23 protein-coding genes are annotated in these 23,265 nt (G+C 66.1%); 10 read left to right on the top strand and 13 right to left on the bottom strand.

Features of this window, described 5'->3' with window-relative positions; genetic code table 11:
• Positions 1-343: 343 nt before the first annotated feature.
• The 4 genes from AMD14_RS07420 to AMD14_RS07435 form a co-directional block, all read right to left on the bottom strand.
• Positions 344-529 carry a hypothetical protein gene (locus AMD14_RS07420; RefSeq protein WP_003489485.1) on the bottom strand — a complete coding sequence of 62 codons (186 nt, stop codon included), beginning with the start codon at positions 527-529 and terminating at the stop codon, positions 344-346.
• A 189-nt stretch (positions 530-718) separates the two neighbouring features.
• Complete coding sequence (locus AMD14_RS07425; protein ID WP_011050865.1) at positions 719-2,095, bottom strand: Hsp70 family protein; 1,377 nt, start codon at positions 2,093-2,095, stop codon at positions 719-721.
• Between the two features lie 146 nt (positions 2,096-2,241).
• Positions 2,242-2,715 carry an FKBP-type peptidyl-prolyl cis-trans isomerase gene (locus tag AMD14_RS07430; protein ID WP_011050866.1) on the bottom strand — a complete coding sequence of 158 codons (474 nt, stop codon included), beginning with the start codon at positions 2,713-2,715 and terminating at the stop codon, positions 2,242-2,244.
• A 340-nt stretch (positions 2,716-3,055) separates the two neighbouring features.
• On the bottom strand, positions 3,056-4,105 hold the full coding sequence (locus AMD14_RS07435; protein WP_015472365.1) for a cation diffusion facilitator family transporter: 1,050 nt from the start codon (positions 4,103-4,105) through the stop codon (positions 3,056-3,058).
• A 114-nt stretch (positions 4,106-4,219) separates the two neighbouring features.
• On the opposite strand from AMD14_RS07435, the gene AMD14_RS07440 reads away from it, so the two are divergent.
• Positions 4,220-4,555 (top strand): zinc ribbon domain-containing protein YjdM, encoded by a 336-nt coding sequence (locus AMD14_RS07440; protein WP_003489493.1) that lies wholly within the window; start codon positions 4,220-4,222, stop codon positions 4,553-4,555.
• 609 nt (positions 4,556-5,164) lie between these two features.
• Here AMD14_RS07440 and AMD14_RS07445 read toward each other — a convergent pair.
• The gene (locus AMD14_RS07445; RefSeq protein WP_075150140.1) at positions 5,165-6,259 is read right to left on the bottom strand and encodes an alkene reductase; all 1,095 of its coding nucleotides are present in this window, start codon (positions 6,257-6,259) and stop codon (positions 5,165-5,167) included.
• Positions 6,260-6,503: 244 nt separating this feature from the next.
• Between AMD14_RS07445 and AMD14_RS07450 the strand changes: the two genes are divergently transcribed.
• The 7 genes from AMD14_RS07450 (at position 6,504) to AMD14_RS07480 (ending at position 11,946) form a co-directional block, all read left to right on the top strand.
• Positions 6,504-7,715 (top strand): MFS transporter, encoded by a 1,212-nt coding sequence (locus AMD14_RS07450; protein ID WP_015462987.1) that lies wholly within the window; start codon positions 6,504-6,506, stop codon positions 7,713-7,715.
• A 165-nt stretch (positions 7,716-7,880) separates the two neighbouring features.
• Positions 7,881-8,051: a hypothetical protein gene (locus tag AMD14_RS25000; RefSeq protein WP_015462988.1), complete on the top strand. Its 171-nt coding sequence runs from the start codon at positions 7,881-7,883 to the stop codon at positions 8,049-8,051.
• Positions 8,052-8,272: 221 nt separating this feature from the next.
• The gene (locus AMD14_RS07460; protein ID WP_003485469.1) at positions 8,273-8,728 is read left to right on the top strand and encodes a PA2169 family four-helix-bundle protein; all 456 of its coding nucleotides are present in this window, start codon (positions 8,273-8,275) and stop codon (positions 8,726-8,728) included.
• 273 nt (positions 8,729-9,001) lie between these two features.
• Positions 9,002-9,604, top strand: a complete 603-nt coding sequence (locus tag AMD14_RS07465; RefSeq protein WP_003485467.1) for a 2'-5' RNA ligase family protein — start codon at positions 9,002-9,004, stop codon at positions 9,602-9,604.
• Positions 9,605-9,639: 35 nt separating this feature from the next.
• Positions 9,640-10,245, top strand: a complete 606-nt coding sequence (locus AMD14_RS07470) for an HD domain-containing protein (RefSeq protein WP_011050871.1) — start codon at positions 9,640-9,642, stop codon at positions 10,243-10,245.
• 63 nt (positions 10,246-10,308) lie between these two features.
• The gene (locus tag AMD14_RS07475) at positions 10,309-10,503 is read left to right on the top strand and encodes an oxidoreductase-like domain-containing protein (RefSeq protein ID WP_003485464.1); all 195 of its coding nucleotides are present in this window, start codon (positions 10,309-10,311) and stop codon (positions 10,501-10,503) included.
• 69 nt (positions 10,504-10,572) lie between these two features.
• Positions 10,573-11,946 (top strand): virulence factor, encoded by a 1,374-nt coding sequence (locus AMD14_RS07480; protein ID WP_005911646.1) that lies wholly within the window; start codon positions 10,573-10,575, stop codon positions 11,944-11,946.
• 293 nt (positions 11,947-12,239) lie between these two features.
• Here the strand turns inward: AMD14_RS07480 and mprF are convergent, their stop codons facing one another.
• The gene (gene mprF, locus AMD14_RS07485) at positions 12,240-14,804 is read right to left on the bottom strand and encodes a bifunctional lysylphosphatidylglycerol flippase/synthetase MprF (RefSeq protein WP_005924858.1); all 2,565 of its coding nucleotides are present in this window, start codon (positions 14,802-14,804) and stop codon (positions 12,240-12,242) included.
• A gap of 264 nt (positions 14,805-15,068) precedes the next feature.
• Between mprF and AMD14_RS07490 the strand changes: the two genes are divergently transcribed.
• Both AMD14_RS07490 and AMD14_RS07495 read left to right on the top strand, forming a co-directional pair.
• A complete protein-coding gene (locus AMD14_RS07490; RefSeq protein WP_003485459.1) occupies positions 15,069-15,776 on the top strand; it encodes a DUF998 domain-containing protein in 708 nt (235 codons plus the stop codon).
• A 10-nt stretch (positions 15,777-15,786) separates the two neighbouring features.
• Positions 15,787-16,134 (top strand): RidA family protein, encoded by a 348-nt coding sequence (locus AMD14_RS07495; protein ID WP_003485457.1) that lies wholly within the window; start codon positions 15,787-15,789, stop codon positions 16,132-16,134.
• 157 nt (positions 16,135-16,291) lie between these two features.
• On the opposite strand, the gene AMD14_RS07500 is transcribed toward AMD14_RS07495, so the two are convergent.
• The 7 genes from AMD14_RS07500 to AMD14_RS07530 are packed head-to-tail and all read right to left on the bottom strand — an operon-like array spanning position 16,292 to position 23,122.
• Positions 16,292-17,362 carry an SAM-dependent methyltransferase gene (locus tag AMD14_RS07500; RefSeq protein ID WP_003485455.1) on the bottom strand — a complete coding sequence of 357 codons (1,071 nt, stop codon included), beginning with the start codon at positions 17,360-17,362 and terminating at the stop codon, positions 16,292-16,294.
• Positions 17,363-17,379: 17 nt separating this feature from the next.
• A complete protein-coding gene (locus tag AMD14_RS07505) occupies positions 17,380-18,162 on the bottom strand; it encodes a DUF1295 domain-containing protein (RefSeq protein ID WP_011050873.1) in 783 nt (260 codons plus the stop codon).
• Positions 18,159-18,704 (bottom strand): DUF2878 domain-containing protein, encoded by a 546-nt coding sequence (locus tag AMD14_RS07510; protein ID WP_011050874.1) that lies wholly within the window; start codon positions 18,702-18,704, stop codon positions 18,159-18,161. The genes AMD14_RS07505 and AMD14_RS07510 overlap by 4 nt, the downstream gene beginning before the upstream one ends.
• A complete protein-coding gene (locus tag AMD14_RS07515) occupies positions 18,701-19,996 on the bottom strand; it encodes an SAM-dependent methyltransferase (protein ID WP_011050875.1) in 1,296 nt (431 codons plus the stop codon). Before AMD14_RS07515 ends, AMD14_RS07510 begins: the two co-directional genes overlap by 4 nt.
• Positions 19,993-20,877, bottom strand: a complete 885-nt coding sequence (locus AMD14_RS07520) for a DUF1365 domain-containing protein (protein WP_003485446.1) — start codon at positions 20,875-20,877, stop codon at positions 19,993-19,995. The genes AMD14_RS07515 and AMD14_RS07520 overlap by 4 nt, the downstream gene beginning before the upstream one ends.
• Positions 20,877-22,127 carry an NAD(P)/FAD-dependent oxidoreductase gene (locus AMD14_RS07525; RefSeq protein WP_011050877.1) on the bottom strand — a complete coding sequence of 417 codons (1,251 nt, stop codon included), beginning with the start codon at positions 22,125-22,127 and terminating at the stop codon, positions 20,877-20,879. The genes AMD14_RS07520 and AMD14_RS07525 overlap by 1 nt, the downstream gene beginning before the upstream one ends.
• On the bottom strand, positions 22,124-23,122 hold the full coding sequence (locus AMD14_RS07530) for an acyl-CoA desaturase (protein WP_005911662.1): 999 nt from the start codon (positions 23,120-23,122) through the stop codon (positions 22,124-22,126). The genes AMD14_RS07525 and AMD14_RS07530 overlap by 4 nt, the downstream gene beginning before the upstream one ends.
• Between the last annotated feature and the right edge of the window lie 143 nt (positions 23,123-23,265).

Genomic DNA, 23,265 nt, shown 5'->3' on the forward strand with positions numbered 1-23,265 from the left:
ATGCAGGAGTGCGGCAGATGGCAGGCACTCCATGAATGCATGCCTACCCGCGCATGCAGATGGAGTCGGTGGGTGCAAACCCGGCATGTTCGCGCGGATGCGGCGCAAGGTGCCGACGCGCCCGTAGCGTTCGGTCGCCGCGCATCGGCAACCCGTGCGAAGTCATTGCGCAGGTCATCGCCAGATGCGACACGACGTCGCATTGAAGTCGCATTCCTGCGCGATGCGGATGAATGACATCGACGGACGCCAGAAACAAACATGCCACCTTGCGGTGGCACGTTGGTACAACAGTTCGACTTCGCGGCACCATGCATTGCAACCTGCCGCGTGGTTGGCTGCATTAGGCAACCTTGTCGCCGTCGTTGCGCGCCGGGCCGAAGTTGGTGGTGAGCACTTCGATCCGGCCGCCGGTCTTGCGAAACGCAGCGATGTCGGCAGCGATGCGCTCACGACTGAGCGGCTGCGACTTACCTTCGCTGCGAGCGATGCTGGGCTGGGATTTCTGCTTGGTCGCGGGACGTGCCATGTGGCCTCCTGTAGCGGGGAAGTGCGGTGACACCGCATGCGGCTAGGGTGGCGCGCGCGGAAGCGGTGTCGAGAGTGCGACGGCGTTCGGTGCGCCATCGCGTTGGCACGCTGTGCGTGCCGTTGCAGGCAAGACGGCTAGGCGTCGAGCAGCAACCGCGCATTATAGGCAATGAAGTGGCAGCGCGTGTTAATCGTCCGGCCAGCGGGCTGCCTGCGCGGCCGCCCAGGCCAATCCCTGGACCACACCGAACGACGGATCGCCATGCACCAGGCGCGATTCGGGGAACGCAGCGGCCACGGTCTCGCGGATATAGCCGGCCCGCGACATGCCGCCGGTGAGGAACACCGTCGCCGGTGCGGCCGCCATGTCGGCGCGCACCTGTGCCAGCAGGCCTGCCAGTTCGCCCAGATAACTGGAAGCGGACGCGACCAACGCGTCGGCCTGCACGTCCACGCCCAGGCCGCGCTCGATGAAGTCGAGCGCGGCCTGGTGCCGATCCAGCTCGCTGAGCGCGATCTTGCACGCTTCCACGCCGCGATACAGACGCGCGGTGTTGCCGGTGTCCTGCAGGGCCTGCAGGCGCTTGTCGAAGGGGGCGGGCACGTCCTGGTACTTGTGCAGGCGGAATTCGCGCTGTCGCGTCATGTCTTGCACCATCGCCGCCTCTACGTAGTGGTGGGTAGGCACGCGCGTGATGCCGCGGCCGAACAGTGGCATGTAGGCCGCCAGGCTCAGCGCCAGATCGATATCGGTACCGCCACGCGCGATCCCCCAGGCACGGTGTACCTGCGGCGCAGCGCTGCCACCGACGCTGGCATGGGCAATGTCGGTGGTGCCGCCGCCGATATCCACCACCACGGTGTCGTGGCGGCTGTCGTGGCTGACGTGGTAATGCATCGCGGCCGCTGCAGGTTCTTCGAGAAAATCCACGTTGTCGAAACCGGCGGCGATCGCAGCGGTCTGCAGGATCTCCAGCGCCTGCGCATTGCCGGCCTCACCGATGGAACTGCGAAATTGCACAGGCCGGCCCAGGGTGGCGTAACGGATGTTGATGTCGAACTGGCGTGAGGCAGTCAGCCGAATGTGTTCCAGCACATGGGTGGCGATGCCGGTAATGGTCTGGCGCGCGCGCGGATGCAGGTTGTAGCCCAGCATCGACTTGGGACTTTGCACCAGGCTGCCTTCGCCCTCGAGAAAATACGCATCCAGCGCCTCGTCGCCGTAGACGGCGTTTTGCAGCAGGGCGGCGGAGGTGCGTGGCTCACGCACCTGCTCTTCCATCCACTGCCGCCGCACGATGCGGATCGCGTCGCGGCGCAGGCTGTCGTTGTTGGGGGTGCGGCCGGCAGCCAATGCATCGCGGCGGCCCGAGTCGATGAGCCGCTCCACCTCGTACTCCAGCGCTGGCGTCAGGCTGAAATCGTCCGGGTCGCGCATGGTCTCCGGAAAATACACCGTGGTGCGGAACTGCAAGGCCTCGCCGAAGCGCACCGGCACCACTTTCCCATCGACGATCGCCGCGGCGGCGGAATTGCTGGTACCGAAGTCGATGCCGAGTTTCATGCAGACAGGCCTGAGAGCGGGCCGCGCACTTTACTACGCCTGCCGCACCTGCCGTCGAGACCGGCAGCGTCGGTGACGCCATGGCCAAACGCGAAAGGGTTGTGTTGCGCACTGGCCCCGCCGCAGCCACGGGGGCGCGCGCCGGGTCAGGCCGCCAGCTCGGCCACGTGACCGTCGTTCAATTCCTGCGTGGTGGCCTCGCGCACTGCCACCACTTCGACCGCAAAGTGCAGTGTTTGCCCAGCGAGCGGGTGATTGCCGTCCACGGTGACCTGATCCGGGCCAACCTCGGTCACGGTGACCAGGACCGGACCCTGCTGCGTGCGCGCTTCGAACTGCACGCCGGGTACGACGTCGACATCGGTCGGAAACGCATCGCGCGGCACCTGCTGGATGAGCTGCTCATGACGCGGACCATAGCCCTGTTCGGGCACGACGTCGGCGGTGAGCGTATCGCCCAGCTGCTTGCCTTCCAGTGCCTGCTCCAGGCCGGGCACGATGTTGCCGGCGCCATGCAGATAACTCAGCGGCGTGTCGGGCGTGGAGCGGTCCAGCACTTGGCCGTTGTCGTCGGAAAGGGTGTAGTGAATGGTCGCAACGCGACCCTGGCTGATTTCCATTGGAAACCTCCATGACGGATGATCGAAGGGAATGCATCGGCTGATTCACGATGCGAAGAGGTGTCGCACGCACACCGTAGGCAATCGCACCGCATCATGCAACCGCAGCCGGTTTTGCGGTTGAGGCGGGGATCAGCTTGGCGGCACAACCGCCACGACCAGGCTCGCGCCAGATGCGTCGGCACGACCACGGATTGAAGCGTGATGTACGTCGTGCCGACCGTCCGCAGCGCGATCGGCGATTGCGGCGTTGGCGCTGCGTTTGATGGACCAACGCAGCGCCGTGGTGACCGGCAGGCATGCATCCACGACGTCTGCATGCCGCACGCTTCGGTCGGCCTCAGTCCGGCTCTGTTCTACTCTCGATCTGCGCCCGCCGTGCACGCCAGGTTTCCGGGGTCTGCGGCTTGACGAACAGTGCGGTGAGTTCGGGATGTTGCTGCTTGGCAGCGGCTTCGATCCGCCCGACGCAGGCCTCGATCTGCGGTGTGGTGCGGCTGTCTTCGAACTCGGCGCTCAAAGCTGCCACTACCTGGTTGGGGCCCATTTGCATGGTGAGCACGCCATTGGCCGCACGCACGTCCGGGTCGCTGGCGGCGATGCGCAACAGCGAGTCGGTGACATGCGCATGCGCCGGCTCGCCGATCAGCAGGCCCTTGGTTTCGCGCGCCAACAGGAATGCAGTAAACGCCAGTACCCCGGCGATGCCGATCGAAGCGATGCCGTCGAGTTCGGGCATGTCGAACAGTTGCGCACCGGCCAGACCGAGCAGCGCCATCAGCAAACCGATCAACGCAGCGCTGTCTTCCAGCAACACGGTGAAGGTGGTGGGGTCCTTGCTCTGGCGAAATGCCTGGAAATAGCCCATGCGGCCTTTCTTGGAGCGAAATTCGCGCACCGCCACCACCCATGAAATGCCTTCGAACACGATCGAGACGCCGAGCACGCTGTAAGCGACCAGATGGCTCTTGGCCGGCTCCGGGTTGCGCAGATGCACGATGCCTTCGTACAGCGACACGCCTGCACCCATCGCGAACACCAGCAGGGCGACGATGAAACTCCAGAAGTACAGCTCGCGCCCGTACCCGAACGGATGGGTTGGAGTGGGCGGCTGCGCGGCGCGGCGCAAGCCATACAACAGCAGAACTTCGTTGACGGTGTCCACCAGCGAGTGCACGCCTTCGCTGAGCATGGCCGAGCTGCCGGAGATGCCGGCGGCGATGAACTTGGCCACGGCAATGGCCAGATTGCCCGCCAGTGCCACGTACACCACCACGTGCGAACCTTTAGGCTTGCCTGGGCCATTGCCGCTGGCCGAGGGCTCGCTCTGTTCGACGTGAGGGGAGGACGGGTTTGTGCGCGGGGAAGGGGGCACTGGCTGATTGGACACGCGCGACCTGCGGGGCATTCGACAAGCGCCGCACTATCGCGCCATCGCCGTGCCGGGTGCGTGATCGCGTGGCAGGGCGGCTACAATCCACGCCCGCTTCGATCGAGGAATTGCATGCCTACCGTCCCCGCGTGTCCGCAATGCGGACTGGAGAACACCTATGTCGATGGCGCGATGTGGATCTGCGCCGATTGCGGCTTCGAATGGAGCGCGGGCGATGCCGCGGCAGACACGACGGTGGTGCGCGACAGCAACGGCAACGTGCTGCAGGCCGGCGACACGGTGACCGTGATCAAGGATCTCAAGGTCAAGGGCTCGTCGATTCCGCTCAAGCAGGGCACGGTGATCCGCAATATTCGCCTGGTCGAAGACGACGCCGAACACATCGAGGGCAACTCGGAAAAGATCAAGGGCCTGGTGTTGAAGACCTGTTTCCTGCGCAAGGCGTAAGCGCGGTTGACCAATGGCGCTGCAGTGTGCGTTGGCGCGAAGTCAATGCGCGATGTTGCCCGAATGCGCAATGCACCTGCGGATAGGGCATTGCTGGCCAGTTGCGCTAATCGCGCGGATGCACTGATGCCACCATGCAGCCGGTGCCGATGTAGCTGGCAGGCCACAGCCAACGACCGGGCTGCCGAGCAGAACCGCGTCGAGCAGGAGCGTCGCGCTCATCCTTGGCAATGAGAATGTCGCATCGTTGGCCAGCGTTGGCGTGCTGGCAATCGCGACGGTAGCGCGCGCACGCGCCGCGGCGAGGTCACGTGCCGTGATGGGGCGTTGCGGATCAGAAAGCCCAGGTGGCGACTGTCGGGCGCGCGTGGCAACTGGCGAAAGACCCAATGCCAACAACGCACGTGCGTGCGTGCGTGCGATGCGCAGGATGCCAGCAGCGGTTCGCCTGGCAATCGCCGATAGGCCGCATCGCGCCGGCGGCTGGCATGCGAGAGAGGCGGCCGGATATCCGCCACCAGCAGGCATGCAGTGCATCGGCCTCACCCACAGCGACCGCGCCGTGCCAGCCGGCAGGCGCGGTCGCGTGGTCAGGGGCTGATCAGGCGATTACTCGGGCAATGCGGGGTAATCGGTATAGCCCTTGGCACCGCCGCCGTACATCGTTGCCTGGTCGAGCTCGGCCAGTGGCGCGTTCTCGCGCAGGCGACGCACCAGGTCCGGGTTGGCGATGAACGGGCGGCCATAGGCGATCGCATCGGCGTAGCCGCTGCTGATGGCGTGTTCGGACATGCCGCGGTCGTAGCCGTTGTTGGCGATCCAGGCGCCGTCGAACTTGGCGCGCAGCGCGGCGTAGTCGAAGGCGATGTTGTCGCGCGGGCCGCCGGTCGCACCCTCGATCACGTGCACGAAAGCCAGCCCGCCGATCAGGTTGAGGCGCTCGACCGCACGTTCGAACAGCGGCTGCGGGTCGGAGTCGTGCGCGCCGTACACCGGGGTCACCGGCGACAAGCGCACGCCGGTGCGCTCGGCGCCGATTTCATCGGCAATCGCCTGCACCACCTCGGCAAGCAGGCGGGTGCGGTTTTCGATATCGCCACCGTAGGCGTCGGTGCGCTTGTTGGAGCTGTCGCGCAGGAACTGGTCCAGCAGATAGCCGTTGGCCGCATGCACTTCCACGCCGTCGAAGCCGGCATCGATCGCGTTGCGCGCCGCGATGCGGTAGTCCTCGATCAAGCCGGGGATTTCGTCCAATGCCAGCGCGCGCGGCTCGGACACGTCTTCGAACCCGTTTGGGGTGAAGGTCTTGCCCTCCGCGCGAATGGCGCTGGGCGCAACCGGCACTTCGCCCGGGGGCAGCACACTGGTGTGCGAGACGCGGCCAACGTGCCACAGCTGCAGCACGATCTTGCCGCCGCGACGATGCACTTCGTCAGTGACAGCGCGCCAGCCCTCGATTTGTTGCCTGGTATGGATGCCGGGCGTATCGAGATAGCCCTGGCCCAGCGGACTGATCTGGGTGCCTTCGGCCACGATCAGGCCGGCGGTGGCGCGCTGGCCGTAGTACTCGGCAGCAAGCGGCGAGGGCACCTGGCCGGCGACGGCGCGGTTGCGCGTCAGCGGGGCCATGATCACGCGGTTGGCAAGATCCAGTGCGCCCAGGCGCACCGGGGAGAACAAGGGGGATTGAGTGGATTTGGACATCAGCAACCAGTCGATTTGATCACGCGCCAGGCGCGACGCCGCGCCGATCGCGGTGCTTCGTAGCGATGGTGGTGGACTCAAGCAGATTCGAGCGATACAGATAGGACACAGCGTCCCTGTCGCGTTGAAAGCGGCGTAATTGCGATGGATTAGGCGCTGGCGCCCAACCGGGTCGTGGTGTCGCGCTTTCATGCTCTGCTGCATTGCACAATAATAGACCGCCCCCGCATTCCTGGAGTCGGGCATGACCGATACCGATCTTTCTTCGCCACGCGTGTCCCGGCGCGATTACGTGCTGATCCTGCTTGCGCTGGCGATGGGCGGCTTTGCGATCGGCATCAGCGAATTTTCCACCATGGGCCTGATGACGCAGATTGCGCAGGGCTTGCAGATTACCGAGCCGCAGGTCGGTCACGTCATCAGCGCGTATGCATTGGGTGTGGTGGTGGGTGCGCCCTTGCTGGCGATCCTGGGCGCGCGCTGGCCGCGGCGCACCTTGTTGCTGCTGTTGATGGTGTTCTATGCGCTGGGCAACGTGGCCAGCGCATTGGCGCCGGGCTACCACGCCATGCTGCTGTGTCGCTTCATCGCCGGGCTGCCGCATGGCGCCTACTTCGGCGTTGCGTCGCTGGTGGCCGCATCGATCAGCCCACCCAATCAACGTGCCACTGCAGTGGGGCGCGTGTTGTTGGGTTTGAGCGTTGCGCTGCTGGTGGGCAACCCGCTGGCGACCTGGCTGGGGCAAATCGTGAGCTGGCGCTGGGCCTATGCATCGGTGTCGGTGATTGCGCTGGGCACGGTCGCCGCTGTGGCGGTCCTGTTGCCGCCGCAGCCGGAGGAGCCGCGTCAGCAGCCGCTGCGCGAATTGCGCGCGTTCAATCAGCCGCAGGTGTGGCTGGCATTGGCGATCGGGGCGGTGGGTTTTTCCGGCATGTTCTGCGTCTTCAGTTACCTTGCGCCGACGTTGACGGCAGTGACCGGCGTCATCGCAGCGCGCATTCCGTTAGCGATGGTGGCATTCGGCGTGGGCGGGGTGCTGGGAAGCATCCTGGGCGGTTGGTTGTTCGATCGCATGCAGTTCCGCGCGGTGCCGGTGTTGCTGGTGTGGTCGGTGGTGGTGATGTTGACGTTTCCGCTGGCAGCGCAATCGGCCGTGTGGGTGTTCGTCTCCATCGTGGCGGTCGGCACCATGGGGGCGCTGGCGCCAGCCTTGCAGACACGCTTGATGGACGTGGCGGCAGAAGCGCAGACCCTGGCCGCAGCCTCCAACCACGCAGCGTTCAATACGGCCAATGCATTGGGTCCATGGCTGGGTGGCATGGCGATCACGGCAGGCTGGGGTTGGACCTCTACCGGTTACGTCGGCGCGGCCACCGCGCTCGGCGGGTTGCTGGTCTATGCAGCGGCGGTGTGGCAGGAACGTCATCAGCAACGTACGGTATTGAGGAGTTGCTGAGTTGCCGGTGCCGCGATGCGTCGAGCGTCCGCGGCGCCGTTTCGATCGGGTGGCAGCACTTGCGCCGCTGTGCAGCGATCCGCAGCAGACCACGTGGCATCGCTACAGCCATCTCACAGGGCGTCGGCGAGACTTCGCACTCAATCAAGCGGACCGAACAGTGCCATGAACGAGTTCACTCCACCGCCGTGGAAGCGCCCCAATCCCAGGGGCAAGGCGAAGTCGACGCCGTTGACCGATGCGCAAAAGGCAGCCGCCAAGCAGCGTGCTGAAGAGGCGGGGCGGCCGTATCCGAACCTGGTCGATAACATGTGGGCCAGTCGCCAGCCGAAGTGATCTTGACCTGCTGTTGGCATGGATGAATTGCAATTCATCGCCTGCACGATGGCGTGAGGATGATGCCCACATCGCTCACATATCGATTATGCGAGCGACGCGAGGATGAGGCCGTACACAACGCGACGGTACTGCAATCAACCCATCGATTGACTCGCTTCCCGAAGCATGCGCAGTGATCGCACAGCGCAGCGTCGGTCCATCCCAACCAGGAGCCCTACATGAGCATTCAGAGCAAAACCGAGCATAGCCTCAACGACCTCATCGCCATCTCGCGCGACGGCAAGGACTTCTACGAAGAAGCCGCGGCCAAAGTGGGCGATGCCGAGCTCGCGACGCTGTTCCGTCGCATTGCCGGCGTCAAGACCGACATCGTCAGCAGCCTGAGCAGTGTGGTCACCGCCGTTGGCGGCACGCCGGAACAGCACGGCACCCTGGTGGGCAGCATGCAGCAGTTCTACGGCAAGGTCCGCGCGACCCTGGGCGACACCAAGTACGGCTATGTGGCCGAGCTGGAAGAGTCCGAAGACCGCCTGTTGAAGGCTTTCGACGAGACCATCGCCGACCAGGACACCCCTGCTGCCGCACGCGACGCCGCGTTGCGCCTGCTGCCGGAAGTACGCGCTTGCCATGACGTCATGCGTAACCGCAAGCATGCGATGAAGAGCGCCGCGTAAGCTGCGCGTTGAACCGACGTGCATCGTCACCGATCCGATGCAGCTCGGGAGTAGGACGATAAAGGCGGAAACGGGTAGCGCACGCTGCCCGTTTCTTTTTGTGTCGCGGCGCGGCGCGAGTGCAGACCTGACACCGCGATCGCAGTTCCACGCAGTATAAAAAGGTTCCACATCCGCGTCATGCATGCCGGCATATTCGGCACGCGTGGCGTCTGCTAGTATCCGCCGCCCTTCTTCAGGCAGGCCCGCGTTGCGCGGTCGTGGCATCCACCCATGAAGCAACAGTTCCTGTACCTGTCATCGGCCGAGGCGCAGTTGTCGCTCGGGCTTGGGGAAGAGAAAACGACCGAACGTCTGTTTTTCGCGGTGATGGCCGATGCGCCCACTGCCGAACATGCCGCGCGGATTGCCGACGGCCTGTTGCGAGGCGGGCACGCCGAAGGCAAGCCGCTAGCGCGCGAACGGCTGCATGTGACCCTGCATCATCTGGGCGATTACGCCGGTGGTCTGCCGCCCTCGTTGGTGAGCCGCGCCAGCCAGGCCGCGACGCGCGTGCAGATGGACGCGTTCGCAGTGGAGTTCGATCGCGTCGGCACCTTCGGTGGCAGGCGCTCGCAACTTCCCTGCGTGCTGCGTGGCGAAGAGCAGGTGCGCGGGCTTTACGAGCTGCAGGGCGCATTGGGAAGGCAGCTGGCGCATGTCGGCATTGCCGGCGACGCGCAATACACGCCGCACATGACGCTGCTGTACTGCAATCAGGCAGTGCCGCAGCGGCGCTGCGATGCGCTTGCCTGGACCGTGCGCGACTTCGCGCTGGTGCGCAGCTTTCTCGGCCAGTCGCGTTACCAGATCGAAGGCCGCTGGTCGCTGCGCTGATGTGCATGGCCGCGCGTACGCGGTAGCCTGCGGACATGGACATCGCCACGCCATTGCCATTGCACGCCGACCACCTGGCCGCACTCGAACAGGCCTATGCCACGCCGCCGCGCGCTTATCACCACTTCGGCCACGTCCGCGCGGTGTTGCAGCACTACGCCGAGGTCGCAGCCGGGCCGGGCTGGCAGCAGCCGGTAGAGGTCTGGCTGGCGGTGCTATTCCACGATGCGGTGTATCAGCCCGGGCGCAGCGACAATGAAGCGCAATCGGCACTGATGGCGGCCGAATCCATCCCGCGCTGGTGGCCGCAGGCGCAGGTGGATGTCGAGCGGGTGCACGCGCTGATCCTGCTCACGGCCCGGCATGGGCAATTGCAGCCGCAGGACGTGGATGAAGACGCCGCGCTGTTCCTGGACTGCGACATGGCGATCCTGGCCGCGCCTGCAGCTGTGTTCGATGCCTACGATCAGGCCATCGCCGAGGAGTATCGTGGGCACGTACCCAGTGTGCTGTACCGGCTCAATCGCCGTCGGTTCCTGGCGGGTGTGCTCAAGCAACCGCGCATCTTCCTGAGCGATTACTTCCATATCCACCACGACAGTGCCGCGCGCGCCAATCTGCGCCGGCGGCTGGGGCGCTGAGCGTGACCGTCCGGTCCGGGCTGCATGCCCGGCTGAGTCCGATGCGCACGCTACAATGGCCGCATGCACGACAGCGCTGCTTCCAGCCCAGACCCACGCCCGATCGCCCCGCAGCCGCCTGCGCCCAACGAATGTTGTGAGAGCGGCTGCCCGCTGTGCGTGCACGATCTGTATGCCGAGGAGCTGACGCGTTACCGCCAGGCCCTGGCAGCGTGGGAAGCGCGCCAGCCGGCGGTCAGCCGCCCCGACGCGCAATGAGCACGGTCCTGCGCTTCGCGCTGCAGTCCGGAACGACTATCTTTGAACCACTTTTCCCGATGGTGCGACATGCGACGACTTGAAATGTGGAGCGCGCTCTGCGGCGCGGCGATGTTGACGCTGTCGGGCATGGCTGCCGCGCAGGCGCCGGAACCGGTCAGCCACGGCCGTTTCGAGCAGGTGCCGGTGCTGATGCCCAAGGGTGAGCCGCAACGGGTGGTGATCTGGCTGGCCGGTGCGGGCAATGCCGCCACGCGCCAGGCCCAGGCAGAAAGCCTGCGCGCCGACGGTGCGATGGTGGCGGTGGTGGACACCGCGCACCTGTACGCCGTGCTGCGCAAAGCCGGCGGCACCTGCACGTTCTCGGTCGGCGATGTGGAAAATTTTTCGCGCTACGTGCAGGCCTTCTATCACATCCCTACCTACCGTCTGCCGCTGCTGGTGGGCGATGGCGAGGGCGCCGCGTTGGCCTACGCGATCGCGGCCCAAGCCAAGCCGCATGTATTGGCCGGCGTGCTGACCGACGGGCTCTGCCCAGCCACCGTGTCCAACCAGGCGATCTGCCAGCCGGGTGTGCGCCCGGGGACCAACACGCTGTTGCCGGTGCCATTGCAGATTCCCTGGGTGCTTGCGGCCAGCCAGGACAAACGCTGTCCGGCGGCCGCCGAGGAGGGCTTCCTCAAGCAGGTGCCGCAGGCGCGCACCTTCCGGCGCTCAGCGCAAGGCGACATCCTGCCCGGCCTGCGTGCCGCGGTCCGTTCGCTGGGCGAGCAGAAGGGCGTGGCGTTGCCGCCGCCGCCCGGCGGTCTGGCGGATCTGCCGGTGGTGGAGCTGCCGGCCAAGCCGGACGGCGACAGCGACGACGACACGTTCGTGATCTTCGTTTCTGGCGATGGCGGTTGGGCCGGGCTGGACGAAGAAGTGGCCGACGCACTCGCCGCGCAAGGCATTCCGGTCGTTGGCCTGGATTCGCTGCGTTACTTCTGGACCGAGCGCACGCCGCAAGGTTTTGCCGACGACCTGGATCGCATCGCCCGCATCTATGCGCAGCGCTGGGATCGTCAGCGCGTGGTATTGATCGGGTTTTCGCAGGGTGCCGACGTGCTGCCGGCCGCCATCAACAAACTGCCGGCGGCGACCAAGCAGAACCTGCGCATGACGGCGCTGTTGTCGGTCGGCAAGCTGGCCGACTACGAATTCCACGTCAGCAACTGGCTGGGCTCGGATGACGAGGGCCTGCCGATCGCACCGGAAGTTCAGCGTCTGCCGGCCGGCACGACGGTGTGCATCTACGGCCAGGACGACGACGATGCGCTGTGCCCAAGCCTGCCCGCAAACGTGGCCAGGCGGGTCGCACTGCCGGGCGATCACCACTTCAAGGGCGATTACGCGACCCTGGCCAAGACGATCATGGACCAGTTGCACGCGCTGTCGAAGCCGTAAGGCCGGACATCGTTTGATCTGATGGCGCCGACCTTGGTCTTGGTCGGTTGCGCGGTGCCGCCTCCGGTTTCGGGGCAGGCTGTAACTCCATCCCTGGAAGCTCGATGGCGGCATTCATGCCGCCATACAGTCCCGCCCCGAATGGCACACCGCGCTTCCATGATGTGCGGCAGCTTCTTGGCAAACCGGCATTTCAGGAACTGGAATGCGCCTGGGATTTCGATATCCGCGCTGGTGAGCGGCTAGGCAGTGCCGCCAGACCGGCATGCCTGGCGCCAGCGTCGCGCGCGGCCTTATTCCTGCCGCCCGGGATCGGCCGAAATCAACCGGGTGACATCCAGCAAGGCGGCCGGCAAATGCATGCCGCCGGGGGCGACCAGGTAGCGTGGGCGCCAGGTCGGGGCGAACTTCGACTTGAAGCGGCGCAGACCGCTGAATCCATAAAAACGCTCGCCGTGCCGCGCGACCAGGCTGGCGAAGCGGTTCCAGCGCCCGGCCAGGCGATGCTCGGCCAGGCCCGACAACGGCGCCATGCCCAGCGAGAACCGCGTGTAGCCGTTGGCCTGGCCCCATAGGAACAACTCGATGAACAGGAAATCCATGGTGCCCTTCGGTGCCTGCGCGCTGTGCCGCATCAGGTCCACCGAGAGTTCGCCGCCGGCCGGTGCCCACCACACGTTGGCGAATGCCACGATCTGTCCTTCGGCCTCGGCCACCGCCACCGGGAAGCGACGCAGGTAATCCGCATCGAAGCTGCCCAGCGAGAAGCCTTTCTCTTCGCCGGATTTTTCTTCCAGCCACTGTTCCGACACCTCGGCCAGACGCGGCAATACCTCCTCCACCTGTTCGGGCTGCAGCATGCGGAAGCTCAGGCCGCCGCGCTTGCCGCGATTCCAGGCCTGGCGCAGGTCGGCGCGGTCGCGGCCTTCCAGGGTAAAACCTTCCAGCGGCACGATCGCCTCTTCGCCCAGCTTGACCAGGGTCAGCCCCATGTCGAGATAGGTCTGCCAGTACCGTTCGCCGACCTGGTAGAACACCGGGCGCAGGCCCATGTGGTCGGCCTCTTCGCGGAAGCGCCAGATCAGCGCGCACGCCACCTCTGGCGGGCCGACCGGGTCGCCCATGGAAATCAGCGAGCCGCCATAGCGCTGCATCATCACAAAGCCACGGCGCTGCTCATCCAGCAGAAACGCCTTGTCGCCGGTCAGCGCCAGGCAGGCCTGGGTATCGGTGCTGGTGGCCAGGATCGGTGCCAGCGTCTGCAGCGTCTGTGCATCGGCCGCCGGCATCGGCCTGCGCCCACCCCGCAGCAGGCGCGCCATGCCGAACACGATGACGCCCACGCACAGGATCAGCGCGGCGCGCAACGCACGCGGCGCATTGGCCGAGGTGGCGAACTGCCACCACAGATCGTTGCTGTATTCGACATGGCTGTAGACGAAGAACAGCAGCCAGAACGTGGCCACCAGCACCAGGCCCAGGTTGCTCAGCCAGCGCCACGACCAGGCCTCGTCCAGCAGCGCGCCCTGGCGATAGAACTCGCGCCGCGCCGCCCACAGCGCAACCGCTGCCAGCGCTGCCGACAACGACACCGAGATATGGCTGCCGCGCAGCAGCGCCAACGGCGGCAGCAGCAAGCACACGCCCAGCGCCAGCACCCAGGCCGCATGGCTGCGGCGTTGCAGGCCCTGGCCGATCAGCAGCAGCATCATGCCGCCCAGGCTGACCAGCAGATGCGAGGTTTCGATCAGCGGCAGCGGCGCCACTTCCTGGCGCGCGCGCGGTGTCGGCAGGGTGCCGTCGATCACCAGCGCGGCACCCACCGCAAACACCGCCAGCGCCAGAATCTGCGGCAGCCACGGCCGCAGGGCCTTCCACACGGTACGCGCAGTGCTGGCGCCGACGCGTACCGGCGCGCGCAGCCCGGAGGCGGCCGCCATGGCCACCGAGATCAGCAGTGGCACGATGTAATACGTGACGCGGTAGGCCAGCGCCGCCGCCAGGACCGCGGCGGGGGGCACGTGCGGCAGCAGTTTGAGCAGGCTCCACTCGAACACGCCCAGGCCGGCCGGCACGGTGGAGATCAGTCCGGCCACCACGGCCACCAGCCAGATGCCGATGAAGCCGAAGTAGCCGGTACCGGGCTCCGGTGGCAGCAGTACGTAGAACGCGGCCGCGGCCAGGCCCAGCTCCACCACGCTCAGTGCGGTGACGCCCAGCACCGTGGTGCGGTCCGGTAACCAGAACCGGTGGGTACGGATGCCGAACTCGCGGCCCTGTTTGCCGACCAGCACCAGCATGGCGCCGTAGCCGACCAGCAGGACGATGCCGGCGATGCGGATGGCCTGCGCAGTAATCGGCAACGCGCGCGCGGCCGCTTCCGGTTCCAGCAGCAATGCCAGACCCAGCAGCACCCAGGCCCCGAAGATGAAGCCCAGGGTGCTCATCAGCACCACCTGGCCGATCTCGGCCAGGGTCAGGCCCACGCTGCCGTAGCCGCGCAGTCGCACGGCGCCGCCGGTGAGTGCGGCAAAGCCCAATGTCTGCCCGACCGCATGCGCCATGAAGGCGGTGATGCCCACCCGTGCCGGGTGCAACTGCTTGCCGGTGCGCTTGAGCCCCACCCAGTCGAAGCCCACCAGGCACGCGTAGCTGCTCAAGCCGAGCAGCAGCGTCAGTGCGATCTGCCCCGCGCCCAGCGCACGGAACGCATGCCGGATCTGGCGGTAACCGTGGTCGGTGAACTGCGACGACAGCGCATGCAGGGCCATCGCCAGGATCGCCAGGCTGATGACGACCGGCAGGGCGCGACGCCAACCGCTGGCGGACGTTTCGGAAGACGCGGGGGTATCCGTCATGAGGGCAACGGGATCTGCTGAAAGGGAAGGAGGGTGCATGCACGAGGTGTGCCGCGGGCGCGTTTGCAATGCATGGGCCGGTCGGGTTGAAGGTGCATGCAGCGTGGTTGCGAAGGTGCCGACATCCAGTGAACGCGAGGGTTCGATCGTACCGACACAGTGTCTGTGCGGGCCGGCCGCGCGCATCATAGGGCAAAGCCGCACACGCGTGCCGAACGAACACGACAGGACCGCCATGACAGTTGGAAGGCAGACAGGCTGCTGATGCGCAATCCACCCGATTCCCCAACGTTCGCGCCCCGCGCGCGGGCCCTGCCGCCGCGCTGGAGCGGCCACGCCGGCCGCGTCGCCGCCATCGCGGGCATGGTCTTCATCGGGCTGGTGCTGGTGCTGCAATGGTTGCGCCGCGATCTATGGTGGGTGGATGCGCAACTGAGCGCCTATCTGCACGGCCCGTATGGTTTGTTGCTGCGCACCGCCTACTGCCTGCTGGCCGCCAGCATGGCGTGGCTGGCGCGGGGTCTGTATGCGGCGTTGGCGCCGGCTGCGCGTAGCCGCACCGTGCTGGGTTTGTTCTGGATGGCGGCAGTGGGCCTGTGCATGGTCTCGATCGGCGACAGCTGGATGCCCGAGCTGGCGCCGGAGGCGGCCGCGATGGTGCATGTGCTGTCGGCGGATACGACGTTTCTGTGCGTGATTGCGGCGGTGCTGCTGCAGTCGTGGTACTTCCGGCGCGATGTGCGGTGGCGTGCGCACTTTCCTTCGGCCTTCCTGCTGGGCTGGGCAGCGTTTGCTGTGTTGCTGTTCCATGTCACCGTGACCAGCGCACCCTTGGGCATCAGCCAGAAGATCGCCATCGTGCTGATCGTGGTCTGGATGGTGCGCGCGGGCACCGTGTTGGCGCGCTGCGAGCGCGACGGGGCTGCACGCCTGCCGCATTCGCGGGACAATGCAGGGGTCAATCAACCGTAGGAAGCCTGAAATGCTGCAGCGATTCGATGCGGGTCCGCGTATGTCCGAAATGACCGTCCATGCCGGCGTGTGTTACCTGGCCGGCCAGATTGCCGAGGACACCAGCCAGGACATCACCGGGCAGACCCGCCAGGTGCTGGGCGAGATCGACAAGCTGCTGGCGCTGGCGGCCAGCGACAAGACCAAGATCCTGCGTGCGGAAATCTTCCTCGCCGACATCGCCGATTTCGATGGCATGAACGCGGCCTGGGACCAGTGGGTGCCGCACGGCTTCACGCCTGCCCGCGCCACCGTTGAAGCCAGGTTGGCGCGGCCGGAGTGGAAGGTGGAAATCGTGGTGACCGCTGCGGCGGGCTGATCGCACCACCGGGTGCGGCACTGGATGCGGTGCGCGCGATGGCACGCACCGCTTCAGCGCAACCAAGTGACTGCTGCGCGGTTGTCGCGGTGCGCGCACGTACGCGTGGTGCAAGGGTGGCCGGCAGTCATGGTCGCAACAACTGCCGGCGGTGCAGTCAACGTTTGACGAAACGGTAGTGCGCCACGCCCCATTCGCGGCCCTGGTCGTAGCCGAACAATTCCGCGCAGGCCAGCCAGAACATCCGCCAGCGCTGCCACCAACGCTGCGCGTCGTCGCCGTAGGTCTGCTTCAACAGCGGCATGATCTGGTCGCGGTGGCGGTCCTGGTTTTCCAGCCAGGCGTTGGCGGTCTTCTCGTAATGCTCGCCCGACAGCAGCCAGCGTTGTTCGATCACCACGTCCTGCTGGAAATGCAGCAGGGTATCGGCAGCCGGCATCAGCCCGCCGGTAAAGAAATGCCGGCCCATCCAGTTGTCTTCGCCGGCCACTTCGAACGGGTAGGCCAGATCACGGTGGCAAAAAATGTGCACGAACAGCTTGCCGCCCGGTGCCAGCCAGCTGCCGACGCGTGCGAGCAGGTCGCGGTAGTTGCGCATGTGCTCGAACATCTCCACCGAGACCACGCGGTCGAAGTCGCCCGATGGCAGGGTCAGCGCGTTGACGTCGGCAGTGATCACCTGCACGTTGCTCAGCCCGCGCACGCGACACTGCTCCAGAATGTGCGCGCGCTGCGGGCGCGAGTTGGAGACCGCCGTGATGCTGGCGTTCGGATAGCGCTCGGCCATCCACAGGGTCAACGAGCCCCAGCCGCAGCCCAGTTCCAGGATGCGTTGACCATCGGCCAGTTCGGCGCGCTCGCCGTACAGCGCCAGCATGCGTTCTTCGGCGGCATCCAGATTGGGCGTGGTGGCGTCCCAATAGCAGCTGCTGTACTTGAGCCGGCGGCCCAGGCACAGGGTGAAGAACTGCGGCGGCAATTCGTAATGCTGGCGATTGGCCGCATCGGTTTCGATCGCGATCGCGCTGGCCCGCAGGCTGTCGATGAAGGCGCGCTGCCGCTCGCCGTTGACATCGGCATCGTTGCCGCGCTCATCGCGCAGGCGCTGCGCGCACAGGCGACGGATGCCGTGGCGCAAGACGGCATCGGGCAGCACACCGGATTCGGCGAGCCGCGTGGCGAAGGCTTCTTCAGGCTGCGCGGAGGGCGGGACGGTAACGGTAGACATGCAACTCTCCAGGCAACTCAGGACGAAGGGGGAAGTGGAAAGAACGCGCTGGTGCTGCGCTGGTACTGCGCATAGTCCTCGCCACGCGAGCGCAGCGCCTGCTGCTCGGTATAAGGAATGCCGGTGAAGCGATACAGAAACACGAACATCACCACCGGCCCGAGCGCGCACAGCGCCACCGGCCACGGGCCGGCACCGACGGCCAGCGCCAGATACGCGAACCAGTGCACGAACTCGAAAAAGTAATTGGGGTGGCGCGAATAACGCCATAGACCAGTGCGGCAGGTCTTGCCGCGATTGGCCGGGTTGGCCTTGTGCGCCGACAACTGCCGGTCCGCCAATGCCTCGCCACCGACCGCGATCAACCACACGACGATCGCGATGCCTGTCCATGCGCTCCATTCCGCGTGTGGATTGCTCGCAGCGGCCAGGAACGGCACCGCGAACAGCACCACCACCACGGCCTGCGCCAGGAAAAAACCGAGAAATTTGCCCTGGCTGCCATTCCAGTGCTCGCGCAACGCGCGGTACCGGCCATCTTCGTGCGGGTCGCCGAATACGCGCACGCCCAGGTGCAGCGCCAGACGCGCCCCCCACACGCCCCCAAGCACCGCCACCAGCGCGCGCGGTAGCAGTGCGCCATCGGCCATCCATGCGCAATACGGCGCCGCCAGCGCCAGGCAGCCCGCCCACAACACATCCACCGGGCCGGCGTTGCCGCTGCGGCGTTGCCACAGCCAGCCGACCACCATCACCACGCTTGCGAACACGCCCACATGCAGCAGTGACCAGGCAGTCATTGCAGTTCTCCAGTGGGGTCATCGGGCAATGGTCGCGCCAGCCGGCGTGCATACAGCGACAACACGCCGCAGGCCACGCCCCAGCCGATGCCCACGGCGAGCACGGCATGCAGGTAGGGCGGCTGAAATTCCACCGCGTGCCAGCTGCGTTGCGCCAGCCAGTACGAAAATGGCCCGAAGATGGCGCCCAGCACCACAGCCAGCCACGGCCGCTGCATTGCCGTGGCCAGCGAATGGTTGAGGGTGAGCGCAAAGCCCAGCCACAACGCCAGGATCCACGGCGGCGCCAGCAGGCTGCCCGGCCACGGCGCGGCGTAGCGCACCCAATTGCCCGCTGCCAGCGTGGTGTCCAGCAGCAATCCCAGCGACAAGGCTGCCACCATCAACTGCACGTCGCCGGGTGCGCGCCGCGCTGGCCACAGCTGATACAGCGCAAAGACGGCCAGCGCCAGCAGCGTTGGCCAGATGCGCGCATGCGCAGCGGAGCTGACCGCCATCAGCCACAGCACCTGCAGGCCGAGGTAGTTGCCGAGCTGCTTCATGCGTCGGCGGTGAGGCCCGGCACGAATTGCGGCGGGCGTGCACCGGGCTTGTTTAGCCACAAATGCACATCGCCGATCGAGCGTTCCAGAAAACCGGCCTCGCAATAGGCCAGGTAAAACTCCCACATGCGGATGAAGCGCTCGTCGTAACCCAGCGCACGCACCTGCGGCAACTGCGCCATGAAACGCTGCCGCCACGCACGCAAGGTCAACGCATAGCTCGGGCCGATGTCTTCCAGGTTGAACAGGCGCAGATCGCTGGCGCGCGCGACTGCGCCGGTCATCGCCGCGACCGACGGGATGAAGCTGCCAGGGAAGATATGCCGTTTGATGAAGTCCACCGAATGCAGCGCCTGTTTGTAGCGGTGGTCTTCGATGGTGATGGCCTGGATCAGCGCTTCGCCATCGTCAGCCAGCAGGCTGCCGACCTTGGCGAAGTACGTATCCAGATACTGGTGGCCGATGGCTTCGATCATCTCGATCGAGACCACGCGGTCGAAGCGGCCTTCCAGGTCGCGGTAGTCGCGCAACAGCACCGTCACCCGATCGCTCAGACCTGCCGCGGCGATGCGTTGGTTGGCCAGCTCGAACTGCTCGCGGGAAATGGTGGTGGTGGTGACGCGGCAGCCGTGTTCGCGTGCGGCGTGCAGTGCAAAGCCGCCCCAGCCGGTGCCGATCTCCACCACATGATGGTGCGGCGCCAGGCGCAGTTTCTGGCAGATGCGTTCGAGCTTGCGGGTCGCCGCGCGCTCCAGTGCCGCTTGGCCCTGCGCCTCTTCGCCGTCGACAAAGATGGCCGACGAGTACATCAGGTTTTCATCCAGAAACAGTTTGAACAGCGGGTTGCCCAGGTCGTAATGCGCGGCGATATTGCGCCGGCTGCCGCTGCGGGTATTGCGCGCAAACGCATGCAGGCTGCGCATGGCCAAGCCGCCCAGGCGCGCGGTGCCGGTCTCCATCGCGTCCAGCCGCTCGCGGTTGCGCAGCAGCAGCCGCATCAACGCCACCAGGTCGTCGCACTGCCACTGCCCATCCATATACGACTCGCCCGCACCGACGCTGCCGTTGAGCGCCGCCTGCCGATAAAAACCGGGGTCGATCACGCGCAACTGCATCTGCAAGGCCTGCGCGCCAGTGGCCGTGCCAAGCGTGGCGACAGTACCGGCTTCATGCAGCTGCAGCTGTCCATCGCGCAGTTGCCCAAGCGTGGCCAGCAGGCGCTTGCGCAGCAGACGGTCCGTCCAGGAGGCCGCGCGCGGCGCAGCGTGATCGGGCAGGGACGTGGCGTTCATCGGGGTTCTCGCACAGGCGGGTGAGGGTGGTCGTGGACCGGGTTGCCGCGCAGCCACAGGCGCAAGGCCTGCCAGTGGATGGCGATCACCACCCACACCGTCATCAACGGATAAGCCAGCAATGTGCACGCCAGGTTGCGCGCGGTGAGCGGTTGACGTTGCAGCACCAAGGTGGCGTCGAAGCGGCGCGTACTGCTGTTGTCGATGGCACCGCCGGCATCGTCGCCAACGGCGTCCAGCACATCCATATGCACACGCAACTGCGCATCCGGCACGCTGAAGCGCCAGTCGTAGCGCTGCTGCATGCCCATGAACGGCGAAACGTGGAAGCGCTTGTCGAAGCGCCACGCATGCACATCGCGATGCGTGCGCGCCTGCGCCACCGGCAGCACGTAGGTATGGCGTTGCTGCCAGGGCGTGTTGGTGATTTCTGCCACGATCCAGCGCAGGCTGTCGTGGCGATCGAAGCAATAGTAGAAGCTGACCGGGTTGAACACGTGACCGAAATAGCGCAGATGCGTCAGCAGCCGGATCGCGCCCTCGGGGCGCTCGCCGGTGTGCGTGTGCACGCAGTCGCGCACCGCCTGGTCCAGCGGAATGCTCGCATCGCCCAGATAGTCGCTGCGCCGGAACTGCGCCAGATTGGCGCGCCCCACCGACCACAACCAGCGTCGTGCGAACACCTGATCCAGCTCGGACAGATCCAGATACATCAGGAACAGGCGATAGCGGAAATGCAGCGCCTTGGGCATGAAGCGCCGGTGCCGCACCCAGCCGGTGTAGATCGCGCTGCGCAATGGCCTCGCCACGCGACCGGCGCCGCTGCCCTCGGTAGGGGGCAACGGCACCGCGTCGTGGTGGGCGTCGCGCAGCAGCTGCATCACCAGTGCACTCCCAGGCCATGCGCGACGTCCACGCCGCTGCGCAGGCCGTCTTCGTGGAAACCGAAGCCCCACGCGGCGCCGGCAAACCAGGTGTGCTGCACGCCCTGGATCTCGGCCTTGCGCGCTTGCGCCGCCACTGCCGCCGCGTTCTGTACCGGATGGCGGTAGCGCATGCGCCGCAGCACCTTGCCGGGGTCGATCTCGTGATTGCGATTGAGGCTGACGATGAACGGCTGCGGTGACGCGATCGACTGCAGTGCGTTCATCCAGTAGCTCACCGTGCAGGCGGCGTCCGGGTCGGCCGGCACGTGCGCGTTCCATGCTGCCCAGGCGCGACGGTCGCGCGGTAGCACGCTGGCATCGGTGTGCAGCACGGTGTCGTTGTCCTGGTAGGTGATGCCACCGAGGATGTGTCGTTCGGCCGGCGTGGCGTCGCTGAGCAAACCCAGCGCATCGTCGGCATGGCAGGCCAGCACCACGTGGTCGAAATGTTCCTCGCAACGCGAAGCCTTCAGCACCACGCCATTGGGCGTGCGGCGGATTGCCTGTACCGGCGTGGACAGGCGCTCGATCACCTGCCAGCGTCGCCGCAGCGCACGCACGTAGCTGTTGGACCCGCCACGCACCACCTGCCACTGCGGGCGCCCGCTCAGTTGCAGCATATGGTGATTGGCCATGAAGCCGATCAGCTGGCCCATGGGAAATTCGAGAATGGTCTGCGAAGGCGAGGACCACAGCGCGGACGCCATCGGCACCAGGTGCTGGTCGCGGAACGCATCCGAATAGTCGTGCCGCTGCAGATACGCGCCCAGCGTGCTGAAACGCTCGTCGCTGTGCAGCACCGCCGGTGCCTGGCGATAGAAGCGGCGCAGGTCGGCCAGCATGCCCCAGAAGCGCGGGCTGAGCAGATTGCGGCGCTGGCAGAACAATCCGCTCAGGCTGCCGGCGTTGTATTCGAGCCCGCTGCGTGCATCGTGGACCGAAAAGCTCATCGTGGTCGGCTGCGCGGCCACGTCCAGCTCGGCGAACATGCGCGTGAGCAGCGGGTAATGCTGCGGATTGAACACAATGAAGCCGCTGTCCACCGCATAGCGCTGACCTTCCAGGTCGATGTCGTGCGTGTGCGTATGCCCGCCCAGATAATCGGCGGCCTCGAACAAGGTCACCTCGTAGCGCCGCGACAACAGCCACGCTGCACCGAGGCCGGCGACTCCGCTGCCGACCACGGCAATTCTGCCCTCGCTCATCGCTTCACCCGTTCGGCGCGCTGGGTGAGCAGCTTCGGCATCGGCTTGAGGTCCCACACCAGCCCCACCCACGACATCGCGGTGAGTCCGTACCAGGTCATGTCGTATTCCCACCATCGCAATCCCTGGCGCGCCGAGCCTGGGAAGAAATGGTGATTGTTGTGCCAGCCTTCGCCGAAGGTGAGCAAGGCCAGCAGCCAGTTGTTGCGGCTGTCGTCGCGGGTGTCGAACCGCCGGCTGCCGAAACGATGCGCCAGCGAGTTGATGGTGAAGGTGGCATGGAACAACGCCACGGTGGAGATCACAAAGCCCCACACCAACAACTGCGCGCCGCTGGTTTTCAGCGCGGGCGCAGCCACTGCCAGCCAGTCGCCGAGCAGGTACAGGCCCAGCGCCAGCAGCACCGGCATCACGATGTCGAAGCGGTCCAGAAAGCGCAGTTCGGCAAAGCGGCGCAGGTCGGGAATCACTTCCCAGTCGGTGCGGAAATTACGCGGGGTCAGGAACCAGCCGGTATGGCTCCACCAGAAGCCGTGCTGCGCCGGCGAATGCGGATCGCGGCCGGTGTCGGTATGTCGATGGTGGTTGCGATGATGCGCCGCCCACCACAACGGCCCGCGCTGCACGCAGGTGGCCCCGATGGCGGCGAACACGAATTGCAGCACCCGCGACGTCTTGAACGCGCGGTGCGAGAAGTAGCGGTGGTAAAAACCGGTGAGCGCGAACATGCGCAGCGCGTACAACGCCACCGCCATGCCCACCGCAAACCAGGACGCACCGACCCAGAACACCGCCAGGCAGGCCAGGTGCAAGGCGATGAAAGGCACCGCACGTAGCCAGTCGATGCGATCGGCACGCGCTTCGTCCAGGGGCTCGTCGGTTTGCGAATCCACCCAGCGCCGCAGGCTGCCGACGCGTGCGGCCAGCCCGCCACGCGGTGGTGCGGTGGCGGGCTGCGGCGCTGCGGCGTGAGGGTCCAGGCCAGTGCTCGGCACGCGTGATTCTCCATAGAGTAGTCGTGACCCAGTACGGACGCTGCCGGCAAACAGATGCACCAGGCCGCTCGATCGTCGCACGCATGGGTGGGGTTCGCTTGGCGTCGCGAACGAATCGCGCAGCTGCGCACACATTGCCCGCG

This window comes from Xanthomonas citri pv. citri, from assembly GCF_000961215.1.
In the GTDB taxonomy this organism is placed as follows: domain Bacteria; phylum Pseudomonadota; class Gammaproteobacteria; order Xanthomonadales; family Xanthomonadaceae; genus Xanthomonas; species Xanthomonas cissicola.

What these genes read in the sequence shown, in the direction of transcription:
- AMD14_RS07420 (WP_003489485.1), bottom strand. Translation starts at nt 529, where the DNA reads ATGGCACGTCCCGCGACCAAGCAGAAATCCCAGCCCAGCATCGCTCGC.
- AMD14_RS07425 (WP_011050865.1), bottom strand. Translation starts at nt 2,095, where the DNA reads ATGAAACTCGGCATCGACTTCGGTACCAGCAATTCCGCCGCCGCGGCG.
- AMD14_RS07430 (WP_011050866.1), bottom strand. Translation starts at nt 2,715, where the DNA reads ATGGAAATCAGCCAGGGTCGCGTTGCGACCATTCACTACACCCTTTCC.
- AMD14_RS07440 (WP_003489493.1), top strand. Translation starts at nt 4,220, where the DNA reads ATGCCTACCGTCCCCGCGTGTCCGCAATGCGGACTGGAGAACACCTAT.
- AMD14_RS07445 (WP_075150140.1), bottom strand. Translation starts at nt 6,259, where the DNA reads ATGTCCAAATCCACTCAATCCCCCTTGTTCTCCCCGGTGCGCCTGGGC.
- AMD14_RS07450 (WP_015462987.1), top strand. Translation starts at nt 6,504, where the DNA reads ATGACCGATACCGATCTTTCTTCGCCACGCGTGTCCCGGCGCGATTAC.
- AMD14_RS25000 (WP_015462988.1), top strand. Translation starts at nt 7,881, where the DNA reads ATGAACGAGTTCACTCCACCGCCGTGGAAGCGCCCCAATCCCAGGGGC.
- AMD14_RS07460 (WP_003485469.1), top strand. Translation starts at nt 8,273, where the DNA reads ATGAGCATTCAGAGCAAAACCGAGCATAGCCTCAACGACCTCATCGCC.
- AMD14_RS07465 (WP_003485467.1), top strand. Translation starts at nt 9,002, where the DNA reads ATGAAGCAACAGTTCCTGTACCTGTCATCGGCCGAGGCGCAGTTGTCG.
- AMD14_RS07470 (WP_011050871.1), top strand. Translation starts at nt 9,640, where the DNA reads ATGGACATCGCCACGCCATTGCCATTGCACGCCGACCACCTGGCCGCA.
- AMD14_RS07475 (WP_003485464.1), top strand. Translation starts at nt 10,309, where the DNA reads ATGCACGACAGCGCTGCTTCCAGCCCAGACCCACGCCCGATCGCCCCG.
- AMD14_RS07480 (WP_005911646.1), top strand. Translation starts at nt 10,573, where the DNA reads ATGCGACGACTTGAAATGTGGAGCGCGCTCTGCGGCGCGGCGATGTTG.
- mprF (WP_005924858.1), bottom strand. Translation starts at nt 14,804, where the DNA reads ATGACGGATACCCCCGCGTCTTCCGAAACGTCCGCCAGCGGTTGGCGT.
- AMD14_RS07490 (WP_003485459.1), top strand. Translation starts at nt 15,069, where the DNA reads ATGCGCAATCCACCCGATTCCCCAACGTTCGCGCCCCGCGCGCGGGCC.
- AMD14_RS07495 (WP_003485457.1), top strand. Translation starts at nt 15,787, where the DNA reads ATGCTGCAGCGATTCGATGCGGGTCCGCGTATGTCCGAAATGACCGTC.
- AMD14_RS07500 (WP_003485455.1), bottom strand. Translation starts at nt 17,362, where the DNA reads ATGTCTACCGTTACCGTCCCGCCCTCCGCGCAGCCTGAAGAAGCCTTC.
- AMD14_RS07505 (WP_011050873.1), bottom strand. Translation starts at nt 18,162, where the DNA reads ATGACTGCCTGGTCACTGCTGCATGTGGGCGTGTTCGCAAGCGTGGTG.
- AMD14_RS07510 (WP_011050874.1), bottom strand. Translation starts at nt 18,704, where the DNA reads ATGAAGCAGCTCGGCAACTACCTCGGCCTGCAGGTGCTGTGGCTGATG.
- AMD14_RS07515 (WP_011050875.1), bottom strand. Translation starts at nt 19,996, where the DNA reads ATGAACGCCACGTCCCTGCCCGATCACGCTGCGCCGCGCGCGGCCTCC.
- AMD14_RS07520 (WP_003485446.1), bottom strand. Translation starts at nt 20,877, where the DNA reads ATGCAGCTGCTGCGCGACGCCCACCACGACGCGGTGCCGTTGCCCCCT.
- AMD14_RS07525 (WP_011050877.1), bottom strand. Translation starts at nt 22,127, where the DNA reads ATGAGCGAGGGCAGAATTGCCGTGGTCGGCAGCGGAGTCGCCGGCCTC.